Raw genomic sequence first — 12771 nt, forward strand, 5'->3', positions numbered from 1 at the left:
CACAGAAACCGTAGAAAGCAGACGCACGTTGTCAGTGCCACCCTAACTTCGCCCCATGGAAACCATGGATCCCGACATCGTCTTCGGACCTATCGCGGAACTAATGTCGGATCCAACTGTTGAAGAAATTTGGATTAATTCACCGCAGAGAATCTTTGTTGCCAGAAACGGCAAGAGTCAATTAATTAATTTAGTTTTAACAAGCGATTCGGTCAGGCAATTGATTGATCGAGCTTTGATCTGGAGCGGACGTAGGTTGGATTTATCTCAACCATTTGTGGATGCCAGGTTACCTGATGGAAGTCGACTGCACGTTGCAATTCCTGAAATTACAGCTGAGCACTGGGCGGTAAATATCCGTAAGCATTTGATGCGGCAGAAATCGATTCTTGACCTTGCCGCCATGGGTGTAATGAGTGAAGAAATTGCCACTGAACTATCGAGTGCAGTTAAGTCTGGAATGAACATTCTCGTGAGCGGCGGAACGCAAGCAGGTAAAACTACTTTACTCAACGCACTCATTGCTGAAATTCCTCGAACCCAACGAGTAATCACGATAGAGGAAGTATTTGAACTTCAACCGATGTTTCCAGATCTCGTTCAAATGCAGACGCGAAGTTCTAACTTGCAAGGCACTGGTGCGATCTCTTTGCGACAGCTCATCAAAGAAGCACTGAGAATGAGACCTTCTCGAATCATTGTTGGTGAAGTAAGAGAAGCTGAAGCGCTTGATCTACTTCTAGCACTTAACTCAGGTCTTCCGGGGATGGGAACTCTGCACGCTAATTCAGCAAGAGATGCAATCACAAAGTTACAAACTCTTCCTTTATTGGCAGGAGAGAATATTTCTCACAAATTCATCGCCCCAACGGTTGCATCAGCAATCGATTTGGTTGTGCAAGTCTCTCTTGCAAACGATGGGTCGCGAAAGCTCATCGAAGTTGTTCACGTCACTGGAAGATATGAGAACGACAGGGCTGAAGTTGAAACTCTTTGGCGTTGGACCGGCCAATCCTACGAACGAGGATTGGCGAGATTATGAAAACTGGAAGAGTTACCCAGGTCGCAATCGTGCTGGCTTCAGGACTAGTCGCATTTGCATTTTCCCAATCCATCTACATTGCTACAGCTTTTTCGTCCTTTATCGCAATCTTTCTCTTCATCGCTCAACGAAAGAGCGAAAGCAAGCGCACCGCATCGATACAAGGCGGTGTACCAGAATTGATCGACATACTCATTTCGGGGGTCCAGTCAGGGCTTTCACTCAATGAATCACTCGCTGGAATGGCCGATCGTGGCCCGGAAATATTTAAAGATGAGTTCAAGAGTTTCAACCAAGAGATGCGTCTTCATGGCGATATTCGGACTGCACTCATTCACGTTAAGGAGTCATTAGCTGAACCCAATATTGATCAGGTAGTAGAGGCTCTACTTATTTCCCGTGAACTCGGTGGAGCAGAGCTACTAAACATCTTGAGATTGCTCTCCAAATTCATCCGGGAAGATCTGACTTTACGTCGCGAAATAGTTGTTAAACAAAGTTGGATTAAGAACTCCGCGCACTTATCTGCCGCCGCTCCCTGGATTCTTCTTCTGCTTCTCTCAACGCAACCCAGCACAAGTGAGGCATTCTCAACGAGTGGTGGGGTGCTAATCCTTATCACTGGGCTTGGATTTACCGCCTTGGCATATGTATGGATGAATCACTTGAGCAAAATGCCATATCCGAATCGAATCTTCATTGATGCAGAAATGACTCCTGCACAATGAGCTCGATACTTTCAATCACAATGCTATTTCTGATCCCAGCATTTTTCCTTATTTACAAAGACTTCTCATTTGAGTCGCTTAGTTTAAATTCCATTCGACGGATAGGAGATAAATCTGGAGTACGAGGGAAATTAACTGAACTCGGTTACCCCGAAGAGATTCACTATGAGAATTTCCGATATCGACAGATCATAATTTCATTCGCTCTGGTATCTGCTCTATTTCTTTTCTGGATACTTTCTCAAATTCCCTTCACCACACTGGTCGCTATTTCTATCTTCATTATCTGCGCTGTGGTTCTACTGACTGAATATCGGTTAACTGAGGAAGTAAAGAAATATCGCGAGAGTATCGAATCCGATTTCCCGGTCATCGTCGAAGCGCTAACGCTTGCTCTTTCCGCAGGCGAGACTCCACTCAGCGCTATGCAACGAATATCTGCACGAGGAAGAGGAGCACTTTCGCAAGAGTTTAAGAAGGTCATAGAAATGGTTTCATCAGGCACGCCTTTCTCAAATGCACTCGATGAGATGGGGCGACGTGTCAGCTCTTTGGCCGTCAGAAGGTTTGTAGATTCGATCGTTATAGCGATTACACGAGGCGCACCCCTTATTGATGTTCTACATAGCCATGCACGTGAGGCGAGAGATTTTCAGCGAAATCGAACTCTGGCCGCTGCCGCAAAAGCCGAACTCTCCATGATGATTCCGGTCGTATTTCTCATACTCCCGATATCAATTCTCTTTGCTCTGTGGCCTTCTTTATCAAACCTCAATTTGTTCGCACAAGGGTGATGTGCGGAACGCCAATGTTCATTACAAGAAAACTTCTTAAGAAAACCAACCGAAAGGAAAAAGAAATGACAGAAGTAATACAAGAACGATTGATCAATGCTGAGTTATATGTTGCTTTAAAGTTGAAGCAGATGAAGCAGTCACGTATATACAAAGCTCTACTCGATGATCGCGGTGATGTGCCTGGATGGGTACTTGTAGTTCTGATGACTACGGGTCTTGTTACTGCGCTCTGGACCATAGCTGCACCGCGCCTCACGGCAATCCTTAAGAACTCTCTCGATGCCATGAACGGAATTCGCTAATTGGTGTTAAAGAAACTGAGAAAGTTTGTATCGGAAGAGAGAGGGAGTGTGGAGAGCTCTCTTGTTCTGATCCCACTACTCACCCTCTTTCTTATTTCGGCGCAACTCACAATCGCCGTCCATGGGAGGAATATGGAGAAAGTTTCCGCTCAAGACGAAGCATCTTCAAGAGCAATCAGCGGAGAATTCTCAGAGAGCGATACCTTTCTTCATATTGATTCTCCGGATCCAAATCAGAACTTGGATCTAGTAATCAGTTATCGCTCGCGTTCGCTTCCAAAATTCCTGCCGGGTATCACCGAATCGCTTGGCAATGAAATGCGCACCGATGTCTCAGGAATTGCACTGATTGAGAATCAGCGATGATGGGCACTATTCGCACATCATTGAGGACTTTTCGAAAAGAAGAGCGCGGAAGCGCCTCTGTTGAGTTTGTCTTACTTGCAATCCCACTCTTCATTCCACTTTTCATCTTCCTCAATTCATTTGCCTCATCGATCGAAGCGCAAGAAGTTCTCAGAACTCTTGCGAGGGAATCAGCGCGAGGTTTTGTGACCAGTTCAAACGATGAAATCGCTTTCGCAGTTGCAGGGGAAATAGTTGCCCAAGGTTCAAAAATACTGAAGTTCGGAGATAACTCAGGAAGGTCGAGAATCAGAATGGAAGTTGATTGCCTATCAAGGCCATGTATTTCACCAAATAACTCAGTGAGAATTTCGTTAACTTTCAGTCGTGACGGAGAGCGTGCGATTACGGTGAGAGCTCTTGAATATGTCTCTCCGTGGGCCTAGTAATCAGTTAATGGGACTCATTTGATTCGGAAATTTCTTCGCGATGAACGCGGCTCGCTTTCAGTTCTCATCATGAGTCTCTTTCTGATGATAGTGACGACGCTTCTCATTCTCACAAATATTTCATCGGTATATCTAGCGAAGCGATCACTCACTCAAATTACTGAAGCCGCTGCACAACGAGGAGTACGTAATCTTGATTTAGATGCCTATTACCGAAGTCAGTACAACGCCACAAAGTTGGCCCTCAATGTATTAGGCGAAGGAGAGCGGGATCCTGGTATTCCAATTGATTGTCAGAAGGGTGCAGGAGATGCGCTTGATTCAATTTCCCAATTAGGCAGTAATGGAAGTGGGTTAATTCGTGAAAACCTTACAGAGATTAAGGTAGAAGCAATTGAGTGCGACGGATTTCAAATATCTTTAAGAACTTCAGCCACGGTAAACCTTCCATTTATTCTTCCCTTCACGGGGATAAGAGACGTTGAAGTGATCTCTGAAGTAGGTACCTTCGGTGAGCGAAAAATCACCACAAATTACTATGGAATTAATATCGGTTAACTTCTCGCTATCCTTCACCTATGGCTCGCGAATACAACCTCGAAATCAATGAGATTGGCGCGACCCTTACCTCGATTGAAAAGGTATTAGATCTTCCAAAGCTTGAAGCGGAAGCGGTAGAGCTAGAGGCTGCAGCTGGAGTTCCGAATCTGTGGGATGACCCTGAGAAGGCTCAAGCTGTGACAAGTAAGTTGTCACGAGTGCAATCAACGATTGCTCGCCTTAAGGGATTGCGTCGTCGCGTTGATGATCTGCCGGTTCTCTTTGAATTAGCAGCCGGTGAACCCGATGGATCAGCGTTGCTTGATGCAGAGAGCGAACTCGACTCCACTGTGAAGGCGATTAGCGAGTTAGAGGTAACAACTCTTCTCAATGGCGAATATGACGACCGAGATGCTTTGATCACGATTCGCTCTGAAGCAGGTGGCGTTGAAGCAGCCGACTGGGCAGAAATGTTGATGCGTATGTATCTGCGTTACTGCGAACGCCATGAACATAAGGTCGATGTCCTTGAAACTTCCTACGCTGAAGAAGCGGGAATCAAATCAACAACATTCCGAGTAAGCGCTCCATACGCATATGGAACTCTTTCGGTAGAACAAGGCACTCACCGTTTGGTTCGCATCTCGCCATTTGATTCACAATCTCGTCGCCACACTTCATTTGCTGGCGTTGAAGTTGTTCCTGTTGTGGAACAGAGCGATCACATTGAGCTAGATGAGAAAGAAATCCGCGTCGATGTTTATCGCTCATCTGGCCCTGGGGGACAGGGCGTTAATACAACTGACTCTGCAGTTCGCTTAACTCACATTCCAACTGGAATCGTTGTCTCATGTCAGAACGAGCGTTCGCAGATTCAAAATAAAGCTACAGCTATGGCTGTTCTGCAATCAAAGTTATTGGAACGTCGTCGCCAAGAAGAGCAGGCAAAGATCAATGCTCTTAAGGGTGATAACTCAGGATCATGGGGGAATCAGATGCGTTCCTATGTTCTGGCGCCTTATCAAATGGTGAAAGATCTTCGAAATAACCATGAAACAGGCAATACATCTGCAGTACTTAATGGCGAGATTGATGATTTCATCGAAGCGGGAATTCGCTGGCGCCGTAGCGCATCTCACTCTTAATCCTGTGAATTGCCATTAAATAACGCGAATCAACCCTGAATTTCCGCTCGCGCTCCATAAACTAAGCCCAGGTCTCAAACGTGCACCCCTGCACGAATTTCGCACCCAGTGCGTCAAAATAAGGAGCAGCGCGTGATTAAGTTTGAAAATGTAACGAAGATTTACTCAGGTCAGGATCGCCCTGCCCTCGATAGCGTGAGCCTTGAAATCACTAAGGGCGAATTCGTCTTCTTGGTCGGTATGTCAGGTTCCGGTAAGTCAACCTTCTTACGTTTGATCCTGCGCGAAGAGCGACCGACTTCAGGAATTATTCACGTCGCTGGAAAAGATCTTGGAACTCTTGCAAACCATAAGGTTCCAGAACTTCGTCGCCAGCTCGGCACTGTCTTCCAGGATTTCCGTTTGCTTCCTAATAAAACTATTTCAGAGAACATTGCATTCTCACTTCACGTTCTTGGTTACTCGCAGAAAGAGATCAACCGCGAAGTTCCAGAGATGCTTGAACTCGTTGGACTTGAAGATAAGGGCGATCGTCTGCCATCTGAAATTTCTGGTGGAGAGCAACAGCGCGTGGCAATTGCTCGCGCATATGTAACTCGTCCATCAATCATCATCGCCGACGAACCAACAGGAAACCTTGACCCGGCACTCTCTGTAGGAATCATGAAGTTACTTGATCGCATCAATCGTGAAGGCACCACAGTATTAATGGCTACACACGATTCAGGAATTGTTGATCAGATGCGCAAGCGCGTAATCGAACTTGATGGCGGCCATGTAATCCGCGACCAAGTTCGTGGCGTTTATGGATACACGGGTTAATTCGACAGGCTAATCGTCAAAGGATATGAGGTAGAAAAATGCGCGCAGGATTCTTAATGAGTGAAGTCCGAATTGGACTTCGCCGTAACCTCACCATGACCTTTGCCGTCATCGTCACAGTTGCTATCTCGCTCTCGCTCCTTGGCATCGGACTTCTCTCAAATTCACAGGTCAGCGCCATGAAGGATTATTGGTATGACAAGATCGAAGTATCTGTATTCCTCTGCGGATCTCTCTCTGAATCACCTTCATGTGCAGGCGGAGTTGTAACTCCAGAACAGCGCGCAACAATTAAAGCAGATCTTGATGCACTTCCAGTTGTAGACAGCGTCTTCTACGAATCACAGACAGAAGCATTTGAGCGTTTTAAAGAGCGCTTTAAGGATTCAGCAATCGCACAGAACGTCACAGCAGATCAGCTTCCAGAGTCATTCCGCGTAAAACTCAAAGACCCAACACAATTCGATGTTGTCGTCAGTGCATTTAGCGGTCGACCTGGTGTAGATATTGTTCAAGATCAACGCACCATTCTTGAGAAGTTCTTCCGTTTACTTGGCGTACTTCGCAACGGTGCACTTGCAGTTGGCCTTCTCTCAGTTCTTACAGCAGCGTTGCTTATTAGCAACACACTTCGTATCGCAGCATTTAACCGTCGCCGTGAAACTGGTGTCATGAAGTTGGTCGGAGCATCTTCTTGGTCGATTCAACTTCCATTCCTTCTCGAAGGAATTTTCTCTGCCTTTATCGGTTGGGGACTTGCTACCGGTCTTCTTGCAGGGCTTAAGTACGTAGTCCAAGAGAAGGTCGCGCCTCTTCTTACCTTCACCAAGTTCTTCGGTTGGGGCGAAGTTGCGGCAGCTTCTGCGTGGTTGCTCCTTACAGGCCTCGTGGTTTCAACGATTGCTTCTCTCATTACCCTTCGCCGTTATTTGAAGGTTTAATTAGCCCTTCAAAGTAATACTTGCTGGGAGGTGAGCTCATGGTTAAAGAACTAGGTAAGAAGCTCATCGCTCAGAACAAGAAAGCTCGTCACGATTTCTCCATTGATGATGTCTATGAATGTGGCATCGTCTTAATGGGAACAGAAGTGAAATCACTCCGTGCAGGCCGCGCATCTCTGATCGACGGCTTCGCCATGGTTGAAAATGGCGAACTCTGGCTACATGGCGTCCACATTCCTGAATACACCGAAGGAACGTGGACAAACCACACACCACGACGAAAGCGAAAGTTGCTTGTTCATAAACTTGAACTTCGCAAGATTGCTGCGCGCACAAAGGATTCTGGAATCACTCTCGTTCCATTACAGCTCTACTTTAAAGATGGAAAAGCGAAGATTGAAGTCGCTGTTGCCAAGGGTAAGAAGGCGCACGATAAGCGTTCTACTTTGATGGAGCAGCAAGCAACCCGTGAAGTAAACCGCGAGCTATCACGCCGCCAATCAGGCAAAGACTCCTTCTAGTTTTCACGCTTAGATTTTCGGGAATTTCTCACTTGTCTTATGCGTTCTCTATACTGAATGCACAACTTAATAAAACGCTCTTCAACGTTCCCAACCTAGCCTGGCTAGAAAATTGGGGGTGAACGGTCTCGACTTTAGTTGTTGAGGCAGGGGAAGCGGGCCGAGGAAGCCGGGATGATCTCGTAAACCATGAAACCTGTGCACAAATAACTGCAGACAACAGTCGCAGTGATTTCGCTCTAGCTGCATAAGCTAGTACCGAATCCGTCAGCCCGGGCGCGCTCTCGTCCCGGAACCTGGCGTCGCTAGAGAGCTTTTCATCGAGATAGCGTTGCGAATATCTCGAGAGAACAGTTTCGCAAATGAGTTCGTTGAATACTTGTGTGTAAGAGATTCAGGACTGAGAAAACGATAAACACACTACGCCCGTAGAAGCCCTGTTTTAATTCTGAAGGACCCGGGTTCGATTCCCGGCACCTCCACCAGTTCTATTCTGAATCTTTTGGTCCTTCGCGCAGACCGTCGTAAATCTCTTTGCAGATTGGGCAGACGGGATACTTCTGCGGATCACGGGAAGGAACCCATTTCTTTCCGCATAAAGCGCGGACAGATTTACCGGTTACTGCTGATTCAACAATCTTCTCTTTCTTAATGTAATGAGCAAAGCGATCATGCCCACCATCATCTTCTTGTTCTACGGGGCGAGTGAGTGTGTCTGTATCTGCACCAGTAATAGGTGAATCAAGCGTTGGTAGACCGCGGTCGAAAATACCCATACTCCTAGTATCTAATATGACTGTAGAATCTCCCAATGAAAGACTTACTACGCACAGAGCACCTTTCCCGCGCTGATGTCGATTTACTCCTCGATACAGCTGCTGACTTTGCGAAGAATCCGCTCCGCTCCAACACAGCGTTGAGCAATAAGACTGTCGCGATCTACATGACCAAGCCTTCAACACGTACTCGCTTGGCTTCAGAAACAGCAGTGGCACACCTTGGCGGAACACCTATCTTTATCCGCGGCGATGATCTGCAGCTTGGTCGCGGTGAAACTATCGCTGATACAGCAAAGATCATCAGCGGTTTCTGTGATGCGCTCATTATTCGTACCTTTAAACAATCTGATGTCGATGAACTCGGCGCTGAATCTTCAATTCCTGTCATCAATGGACTCACCGATGATGATCACCCAACTCAGCTTCTTGCAGATTGGGTAACAATCCGCGAGAACTTTGGCAACGACATCAAGGGCCGCAAATTTGTTTATCTCGGCGACGGAAACAATATGACCCACGCCTGGTTGATCATGGGCGCAATCATGGGCGCACATGTTGTTGCAGCAACGCCTGATGGTAAGTGGGCACCAGATGCAGCAGTAGTTGCAAAGGCGAAAGAGATTGCCGCAAAGAGCGGCGGAACTATTGAAGTAACTACAGATGCAGAAGCTGCAGCAAAGGGTGCATCAGTTCTCTACACAGATGTGTGGATGTCGATGGGCGATCCTGAAGTAGAGCGCACCGAAAAGATGAAGGCGCTTGCGCCGTATGCAGTGACCGAGAATTTGATGTCACTGACAGAGAAAGATTCCATCTTTATGCACTGCCTTCCTGCTCACCGTGGTGAAGAAGTTGAAGCGTCAGTGATTGATGGACCAAAGTCAGTCATCTGGCGCGAGGCGTATCACCGCCGCACAACGATTCAAGCGTTGCTCTATCACCTCACCCGCGGTGAATTAAAGGGTTTGCCGAGATAATTACTAAGCAAGTCCCTGGCTAACAATCGCTGCGGGACTTCTTATTAATTATCTCTTTATGTCGAGATAGTTCTGCGGCAATTGGCCGAATCTGATGCAATTCGCATAGCCCTCTCGGCATTCACCCACTACCTTTATCGCCATGAGAGTAGCTGTTCCTAGAGAAATCAGAGATGGTGAGAAGCGCGTAGCGCTCGTGCCAGATGTCATCAATAAGTTAACGCGACTTGGTTATGAAGTCGTCATTGAATCTGGAGCAGGCGTTCATTCGCAAGCAACGGATGATCTCTTTACAGCTGCAGGTGCCACAGTAAAGAGTGGCAACGTTATTAGTGATGCAGATGTGGTTCTCTCCGTTACCTCACTGACACCAGCGCAGATGGGCAGCCTCAAGAAAGGCGCCGTCACAATCTCTTTCCTTTCTCCAGTTACTGCAGTTGATTCAATCGATGCAGCAACAAGTGCCGGAGTAACAGCCTTCTCACTTGAACTCGTTCCACGTATTTCACGCGCGCAATCTATGGATGCGCTTACGTCACAAGCACTCTGTGCTGGATATCGCGCAGCACTTGTCGGCGCTGAACTTTCACCACGATTCTTCCCAATGCTTATGACGGCTGCGGGAACAGTTACACCGGCTCAGGTACTTGTTCTCGGAGCAGGTGTTGCAGGACTTCAAGCAATTGCAACAGCTCGCCGACTTGGCGGCGTTGTAAGCGCTTATGACGTTCGTCCTTCATCTGCTGATGAAGTGAAGTCAATGGGTGCAACATTTATCAACCTTGAACTCGAAGCACTCGAAGGCGCTGGCGGTTATGCGCGCGAAATGACAGAAGAGCGCGCAGCAAAGCAGCGTGAACTTTTGACTCCGTACATTGCAAAGTCACATGTAGTGATTACAACGGCAGCAGTTCCAGGACGCACAGCACCTCGCTTAATGACAGCGCAGATGGTTGATGCGATGGATGCCGGAACAATCATCGTTGACTTAGCTGCAGAAACTGGCGGAAACGTCGAAGGATCAAAGCCAGGTGAGATTGTTGTTACCGCAAAGGGCGTTCAGATCTGGGGCGGTAAAGATGTACCAAGCCAGCTCCCATTCCACGCTTCTAGCTTGTATTCACGCAACGTCGTAAACCTTCTGACCTTGATGACCACGCCAAGTAAAGATGGAGCACCAGTTGCTCTCAATATTGATTTCACCGATGAGATCATCGACAAGTCAGCCACAACTCATGGTGGTGCCAAGCACACACCAGGAGCAAGCGAGAAGGGCGGTGCTAACTAATGGATGCAATCGCAATCATTTCCATCTTTACTCTCGCAGTCTTTGTGGGATTTGAAGTAGTTTCGAAAGTTTCTTCAACACTTCACACACCTTTGATGTCAGGTGCAAACGCAATCCACGGCGTCATTCTTGTTGGCGCCATCATCGTTGCCGATCACAGCGAATCAAATCTTGAACTCGGCTTATCTCTTGCCGCGATTGTCCTTGCGACAATCAATATGGTCGGCGGCTTCGTAGTTACAGACCGCATGCTCGAAATGTTTAAGCCGAAGAAGAAGGGGGGCGAATAATGAATAGCACTCTCTATAGCTTGATTGGCCTCGCTGCCGGTGTTGCTTTCATCTTGGCTCTCAAAGGCCTTTCCCATCCAAAGACAGCTCGTCGCGGAAACCTTATTGGCGCATTCGGTGCCACCGTTGCAACTCTCTCTGTATTTCTTTACGTCACTCCATCACATGGAGAAGAGGTAGGTCATTCTCTTCCACTTCATAACTTCTGGTGGATTCTTGGCGCAATTGCAGTTGGTCTCATCATTGGTGTGCCTGCAGCTCGCAAGGTCGAAATGACTCAGATGCCACAACTTGTTGCACTCTTTAACGGTGTGGGTGGTGGGGCAGCTGCTCTCGTTGCAATCGTTGAATATCTCAACCTTGGCGCAGAAGCCACAACTGCAGAAGTTATCTTCACTGTCTTTACCGTTGTTGTTGGCTGTGTTTCATTCAGCGGTTCGATCATCACATTTATGAAGCTGCAAGAGTTGATGACAACGCGCCCTGTCGTATTCCCTGGCGGACGTTTCGTTATTGCAGGAACTCTCGCAGCAGTACTTGGTACTTCTGTTTGGGTTGTTGCAGCGCTCGGAACTACACCACTTCTAGTACTTGCTGTGCTCTCACTCCTGTTTGGTGTGCTCTTCGTACTTCCAGTCGGCGGCGCAGATGTGCCAATCGTTATCTCACTCCTTAACGCCTTTACTGGTCTTACCGTTGCAGCAAGTGGATATGTACTCTCATCAACACTTCTCATCATCGCCGGAACTCTCGTTGGTGCATCAGGAACTATCTTGACTCGCTTGATGGCAGAGGCAATGGGCCGCTCCCTCTTTGGAACTTTGTTCGGCGCATTTACTGCAAAGCCACAAGAAGCATCAGGTTCAGCAGAAGAGCGTCCAGTGCGTTCAGGTTCTGCTGATGACGTTGCCATTCTTCTTAACTATGCACGCCGCGTTGTAATCGTTCCTGGCTTCGGTCTTGCTGTTGCACAAGCTCAGCACACTGTCCGCGAACTCGCTGATTTGATGATCTCTAAGGGCATCGATGTTGCATATGGAATTCACCCAGTGGCAGGTCGTATGCCAGGACATATGAACGTTCTTCTTGCTGAAGCAAACGTTCCTTACGATCAGCTAGCTGAAATGGATGAAGTAAATCCAACTTTCGGTCAGACAGATGTCGCGATAGTTATTGGAGCTAATGACGTCGTGAACCCTGCAGCGCAGACAACTCCAGGATGTCCTATCTATGGAATGCCGATTCTTGAAGTCAATCACGCATCGAACATCATCTTCCTGAAGCGCTCAATGCGCCCAGGTTTTGCTGGTATCGAGAATGAACTTCTCTACGATCCAAAGACAATGTTGCTCTTTGGAGACGCAAAGGCATCTCTTACAAAGGTTGTCTCAGCGCTTAAAGCACTTTAACTCGAGCGCTCTAAGACTGTCTTTCACGTAAGACACAGAACTCATTTCCTTCGGGATCTGCCATGACAACCCATGTACATGTGGGTTCAGCCGACTGTCCAATATCAATCTGCTTCGCTCCCAATTTCTCAAGGCGAGCAACTTCGGCAGCTTGATCATCAGGGCGAAGATCTAAATGCAATCTATTTTTGCCACTCTTAGGTGTTGAATTCTTCAAGAAGAGAATGTCAGGAAATCCGGTGTTCTTTGGATCGCCTAATTCGCGTTCAATCCAAACTTCAATCTCGTTTACATCTTCGCCAATTTTCCAACCAAGTGCTTCAGCCCAGAATTGAGCAAGCGCTAAAGGGTCTTGGGCGTCAATGGTGATGCATTGCAGTCTGAGTGCCATGCAGG

Annotated in this window: 17 protein-coding genes and 1 other RNA gene; 16 read left to right on the top strand and 2 right to left on the bottom strand. The window is 47.4% G+C overall.

Going from position 1 to position 12771, the window contains the following annotated elements; genetic code table 11:
* Positions 1–55: 55 nt before the first annotated feature.
* The 12 genes from A1sIA56_RS00985 (at position 56) to ssrA (ending at position 8117) form a co-directional block, all read left to right on the top strand.
* Positions 56–1042, top strand: coding sequence for a TadA family conjugal transfer-associated ATPase (locus A1sIA56_RS00985; RefSeq protein WP_095673106.1), 987 nt, complete (start codon positions 56–58; stop codon positions 1040–1042).
* Positions 1039–1770, top strand: coding sequence for a type II secretion system F family protein (locus A1sIA56_RS00990; RefSeq protein ID WP_095673107.1), 732 nt, complete (start codon positions 1039–1041; stop codon positions 1768–1770). Before A1sIA56_RS00985 ends, A1sIA56_RS00990 begins: the two co-directional genes overlap by 4 nt.
* A 20-nt stretch (positions 1771–1790) precedes the next feature.
* Positions 1791–2564 carry a type II secretion system F family protein gene (locus A1sIA56_RS00995; RefSeq protein WP_190277016.1) on the top strand — a complete coding sequence of 258 codons (774 nt, stop codon included), beginning with the start codon at positions 1791–1793 and terminating at the stop codon, positions 2562–2564.
* A 65-nt stretch (positions 2565–2629) separates the two neighbouring features.
* On the top strand, positions 2630–2869 hold the full coding sequence (locus tag A1sIA56_RS01000) for a hypothetical protein (protein WP_150121986.1): 240 nt from the start codon (positions 2630–2632) through the stop codon (positions 2867–2869).
* A 132-nt stretch (positions 2870–3001) separates the two neighbouring features.
* Entirely contained in the window at positions 3002–3235 is a 234-nt protein-coding gene (locus A1sIA56_RS01005; protein ID WP_095673110.1) for a hypothetical protein, read from the top strand.
* Positions 3235–3660 carry a TadE/TadG family type IV pilus assembly protein gene (locus tag A1sIA56_RS07020; RefSeq protein WP_223298488.1) on the top strand — a complete coding sequence of 142 codons (426 nt, stop codon included), beginning with the start codon at positions 3235–3237 and terminating at the stop codon, positions 3658–3660. The genes A1sIA56_RS01005 and A1sIA56_RS07020 overlap by 1 nt, the downstream gene beginning before the upstream one ends.
* 72 nt (positions 3661–3732) lie before the next feature.
* The gene (locus A1sIA56_RS01015; protein WP_150121987.1) at positions 3733–4221 is read left to right on the top strand and encodes a hypothetical protein; all 489 of its coding nucleotides are present in this window, start codon (positions 3733–3735) and stop codon (positions 4219–4221) included.
* A gap of 20 nt (positions 4222–4241) precedes the next feature.
* Positions 4242–5348 (top strand): peptide chain release factor 2, encoded by a 1107-nt coding sequence (prfB, locus tag A1sIA56_RS01020; RefSeq protein WP_095673113.1) that lies wholly within the window; start codon positions 4242–4244, stop codon positions 5346–5348.
* A gap of 132 nt (positions 5349–5480) precedes the next feature.
* Entirely contained in the window at positions 5481–6170 is a 690-nt protein-coding gene (ftsE, locus tag A1sIA56_RS01025; protein ID WP_095673114.1) for a cell division ATP-binding protein FtsE, read from the top strand.
* 38 nt (positions 6171–6208) lie between these two features.
* A complete protein-coding gene (ftsX, locus tag A1sIA56_RS01030) occupies positions 6209–7111 on the top strand; it encodes a permease-like cell division protein FtsX (protein WP_095673115.1) in 903 nt (300 codons plus the stop codon).
* A gap of 38 nt (positions 7112–7149) precedes the next feature.
* A complete protein-coding gene (gene smpB, locus A1sIA56_RS01035; RefSeq protein ID WP_095673116.1) occupies positions 7150–7632 on the top strand; it encodes an SsrA-binding protein SmpB in 483 nt (160 codons plus the stop codon).
* A gap of 114 nt (positions 7633–7746) precedes the next feature.
* Positions 7747–8117, top strand: a transfer-messenger RNA (tmRNA) gene (gene ssrA / locus A1sIA56_RS01040).
* Between the two features lie 3 nt (positions 8118–8120).
* Here ssrA and A1sIA56_RS01045 read toward each other — a convergent pair.
* Positions 8121–8408, bottom strand: a complete 288-nt coding sequence (locus A1sIA56_RS01045; protein ID WP_095673117.1) for a DUF3039 domain-containing protein — start codon at positions 8406–8408, stop codon at positions 8121–8123.
* Between the two features lie 35 nt (positions 8409–8443).
* Here A1sIA56_RS01045 and argF point away from each other — a divergent pair, with 35 nt between their 5' ends.
* From argF to A1sIA56_RS01065, 4 genes are all read left to right on the top strand, one after another.
* Entirely contained in the window at positions 8444–9388 is a 945-nt protein-coding gene (argF, locus tag A1sIA56_RS01050; RefSeq protein WP_095673118.1) for an ornithine carbamoyltransferase, read from the top strand.
* A gap of 142 nt (positions 9389–9530) precedes the next feature.
* Positions 9531–10676, top strand: coding sequence for a Re/Si-specific NAD(P)(+) transhydrogenase subunit alpha (locus A1sIA56_RS01055; protein ID WP_095673119.1), 1146 nt, complete (start codon positions 9531–9533; stop codon positions 10674–10676).
* A complete protein-coding gene (locus A1sIA56_RS01060; RefSeq protein ID WP_095673120.1) occupies positions 10676–10966 on the top strand; it encodes an NAD(P) transhydrogenase subunit alpha part 2 in 291 nt (96 codons plus the stop codon). The genes A1sIA56_RS01055 and A1sIA56_RS01060 overlap by 1 nt, the downstream gene beginning before the upstream one ends.
* Positions 10966–12375, top strand: coding sequence for an NAD(P)(+) transhydrogenase (Re/Si-specific) subunit beta (locus A1sIA56_RS01065; protein ID WP_095673121.1), 1410 nt, complete (start codon positions 10966–10968; stop codon positions 12373–12375). The genes A1sIA56_RS01060 and A1sIA56_RS01065 overlap by 1 nt, the downstream gene beginning before the upstream one ends.
* 10 nt (positions 12376–12385) lie before the next feature.
* On the opposite strand, the gene A1sIA56_RS01070 is transcribed toward A1sIA56_RS01065, so the two are convergent.
* Positions 12386–12766 carry a VOC family protein gene (locus A1sIA56_RS01070; RefSeq protein ID WP_095673122.1) on the bottom strand — a complete coding sequence of 127 codons (381 nt, stop codon included), beginning with the start codon at positions 12764–12766 and terminating at the stop codon, positions 12386–12388.
* Positions 12767–12771 lie beyond the last annotated feature (5 nt).

The organism is Candidatus Planktophila sulfonica (genome assembly GCF_002288065.1).
In the GTDB taxonomy this organism is placed as follows: domain Bacteria; phylum Actinomycetota; class Actinomycetes; order Nanopelagicales; family Nanopelagicaceae; genus Planktophila; species Planktophila sulfonica.

What these genes read in the sequence shown, in the direction of transcription:
- A1sIA56_RS00985 (WP_095673106.1), top strand. Translation starts at nt 56, where the DNA reads ATGGAAACCATGGATCCCGACATCGTCTTCGGACCTATCGCGGAACTA.
- A1sIA56_RS00990 (WP_095673107.1), top strand. Translation starts at nt 1,039, where the DNA reads ATGAAAACTGGAAGAGTTACCCAGGTCGCAATCGTGCTGGCTTCAGGA.
- A1sIA56_RS00995 (WP_190277016.1), top strand. Translation starts at nt 1,791, where the DNA reads ATGCTATTTCTGATCCCAGCATTTTTCCTTATTTACAAAGACTTCTCA.
- A1sIA56_RS01000 (WP_150121986.1), top strand. Translation starts at nt 2,630, where the DNA reads ATGACAGAAGTAATACAAGAACGATTGATCAATGCTGAGTTATATGTT.
- A1sIA56_RS01005 (WP_095673110.1), top strand. Translation starts at nt 3,002, where the DNA reads ATGGAGAAAGTTTCCGCTCAAGACGAAGCATCTTCAAGAGCAATCAGC.
- A1sIA56_RS07020 (WP_223298488.1), top strand. Translation starts at nt 3,235, where the DNA reads ATGGGCACTATTCGCACATCATTGAGGACTTTTCGAAAAGAAGAGCGC.
- A1sIA56_RS01015 (WP_150121987.1), top strand. Translation starts at nt 3,733, where the DNA reads ATGAGTCTCTTTCTGATGATAGTGACGACGCTTCTCATTCTCACAAAT.
- prfB (WP_095673113.1), top strand. Translation starts at nt 4,242, where the DNA reads ATGGCTCGCGAATACAACCTCGAAATCAATGAGATTGGCGCGACCCTT.
- ftsX (WP_095673115.1), top strand. Translation starts at nt 6,209, where the DNA reads ATGCGCGCAGGATTCTTAATGAGTGAAGTCCGAATTGGACTTCGCCGT.
- smpB (WP_095673116.1), top strand. Translation starts at nt 7,150, where the DNA reads ATGGTTAAAGAACTAGGTAAGAAGCTCATCGCTCAGAACAAGAAAGCT.
- A1sIA56_RS01045 (WP_095673117.1), bottom strand. Translation starts at nt 8,408, where the DNA reads ATGGGTATTTTCGACCGCGGTCTACCAACGCTTGATTCACCTATTACT.
- argF (WP_095673118.1), top strand. Translation starts at nt 8,444, where the DNA reads ATGAAAGACTTACTACGCACAGAGCACCTTTCCCGCGCTGATGTCGAT.
- A1sIA56_RS01055 (WP_095673119.1), top strand. Translation starts at nt 9,531, where the DNA reads ATGAGAGTAGCTGTTCCTAGAGAAATCAGAGATGGTGAGAAGCGCGTA.
- A1sIA56_RS01060 (WP_095673120.1), top strand. Translation starts at nt 10,676, where the DNA reads ATGGATGCAATCGCAATCATTTCCATCTTTACTCTCGCAGTCTTTGTG.
- A1sIA56_RS01065 (WP_095673121.1), top strand. Translation starts at nt 10,966, where the DNA reads ATGAATAGCACTCTCTATAGCTTGATTGGCCTCGCTGCCGGTGTTGCT.
- A1sIA56_RS01070 (WP_095673122.1), bottom strand. Translation starts at nt 12,766, where the DNA reads ATGGCACTCAGACTGCAATGCATCACCATTGACGCCCAAGACCCTTTA.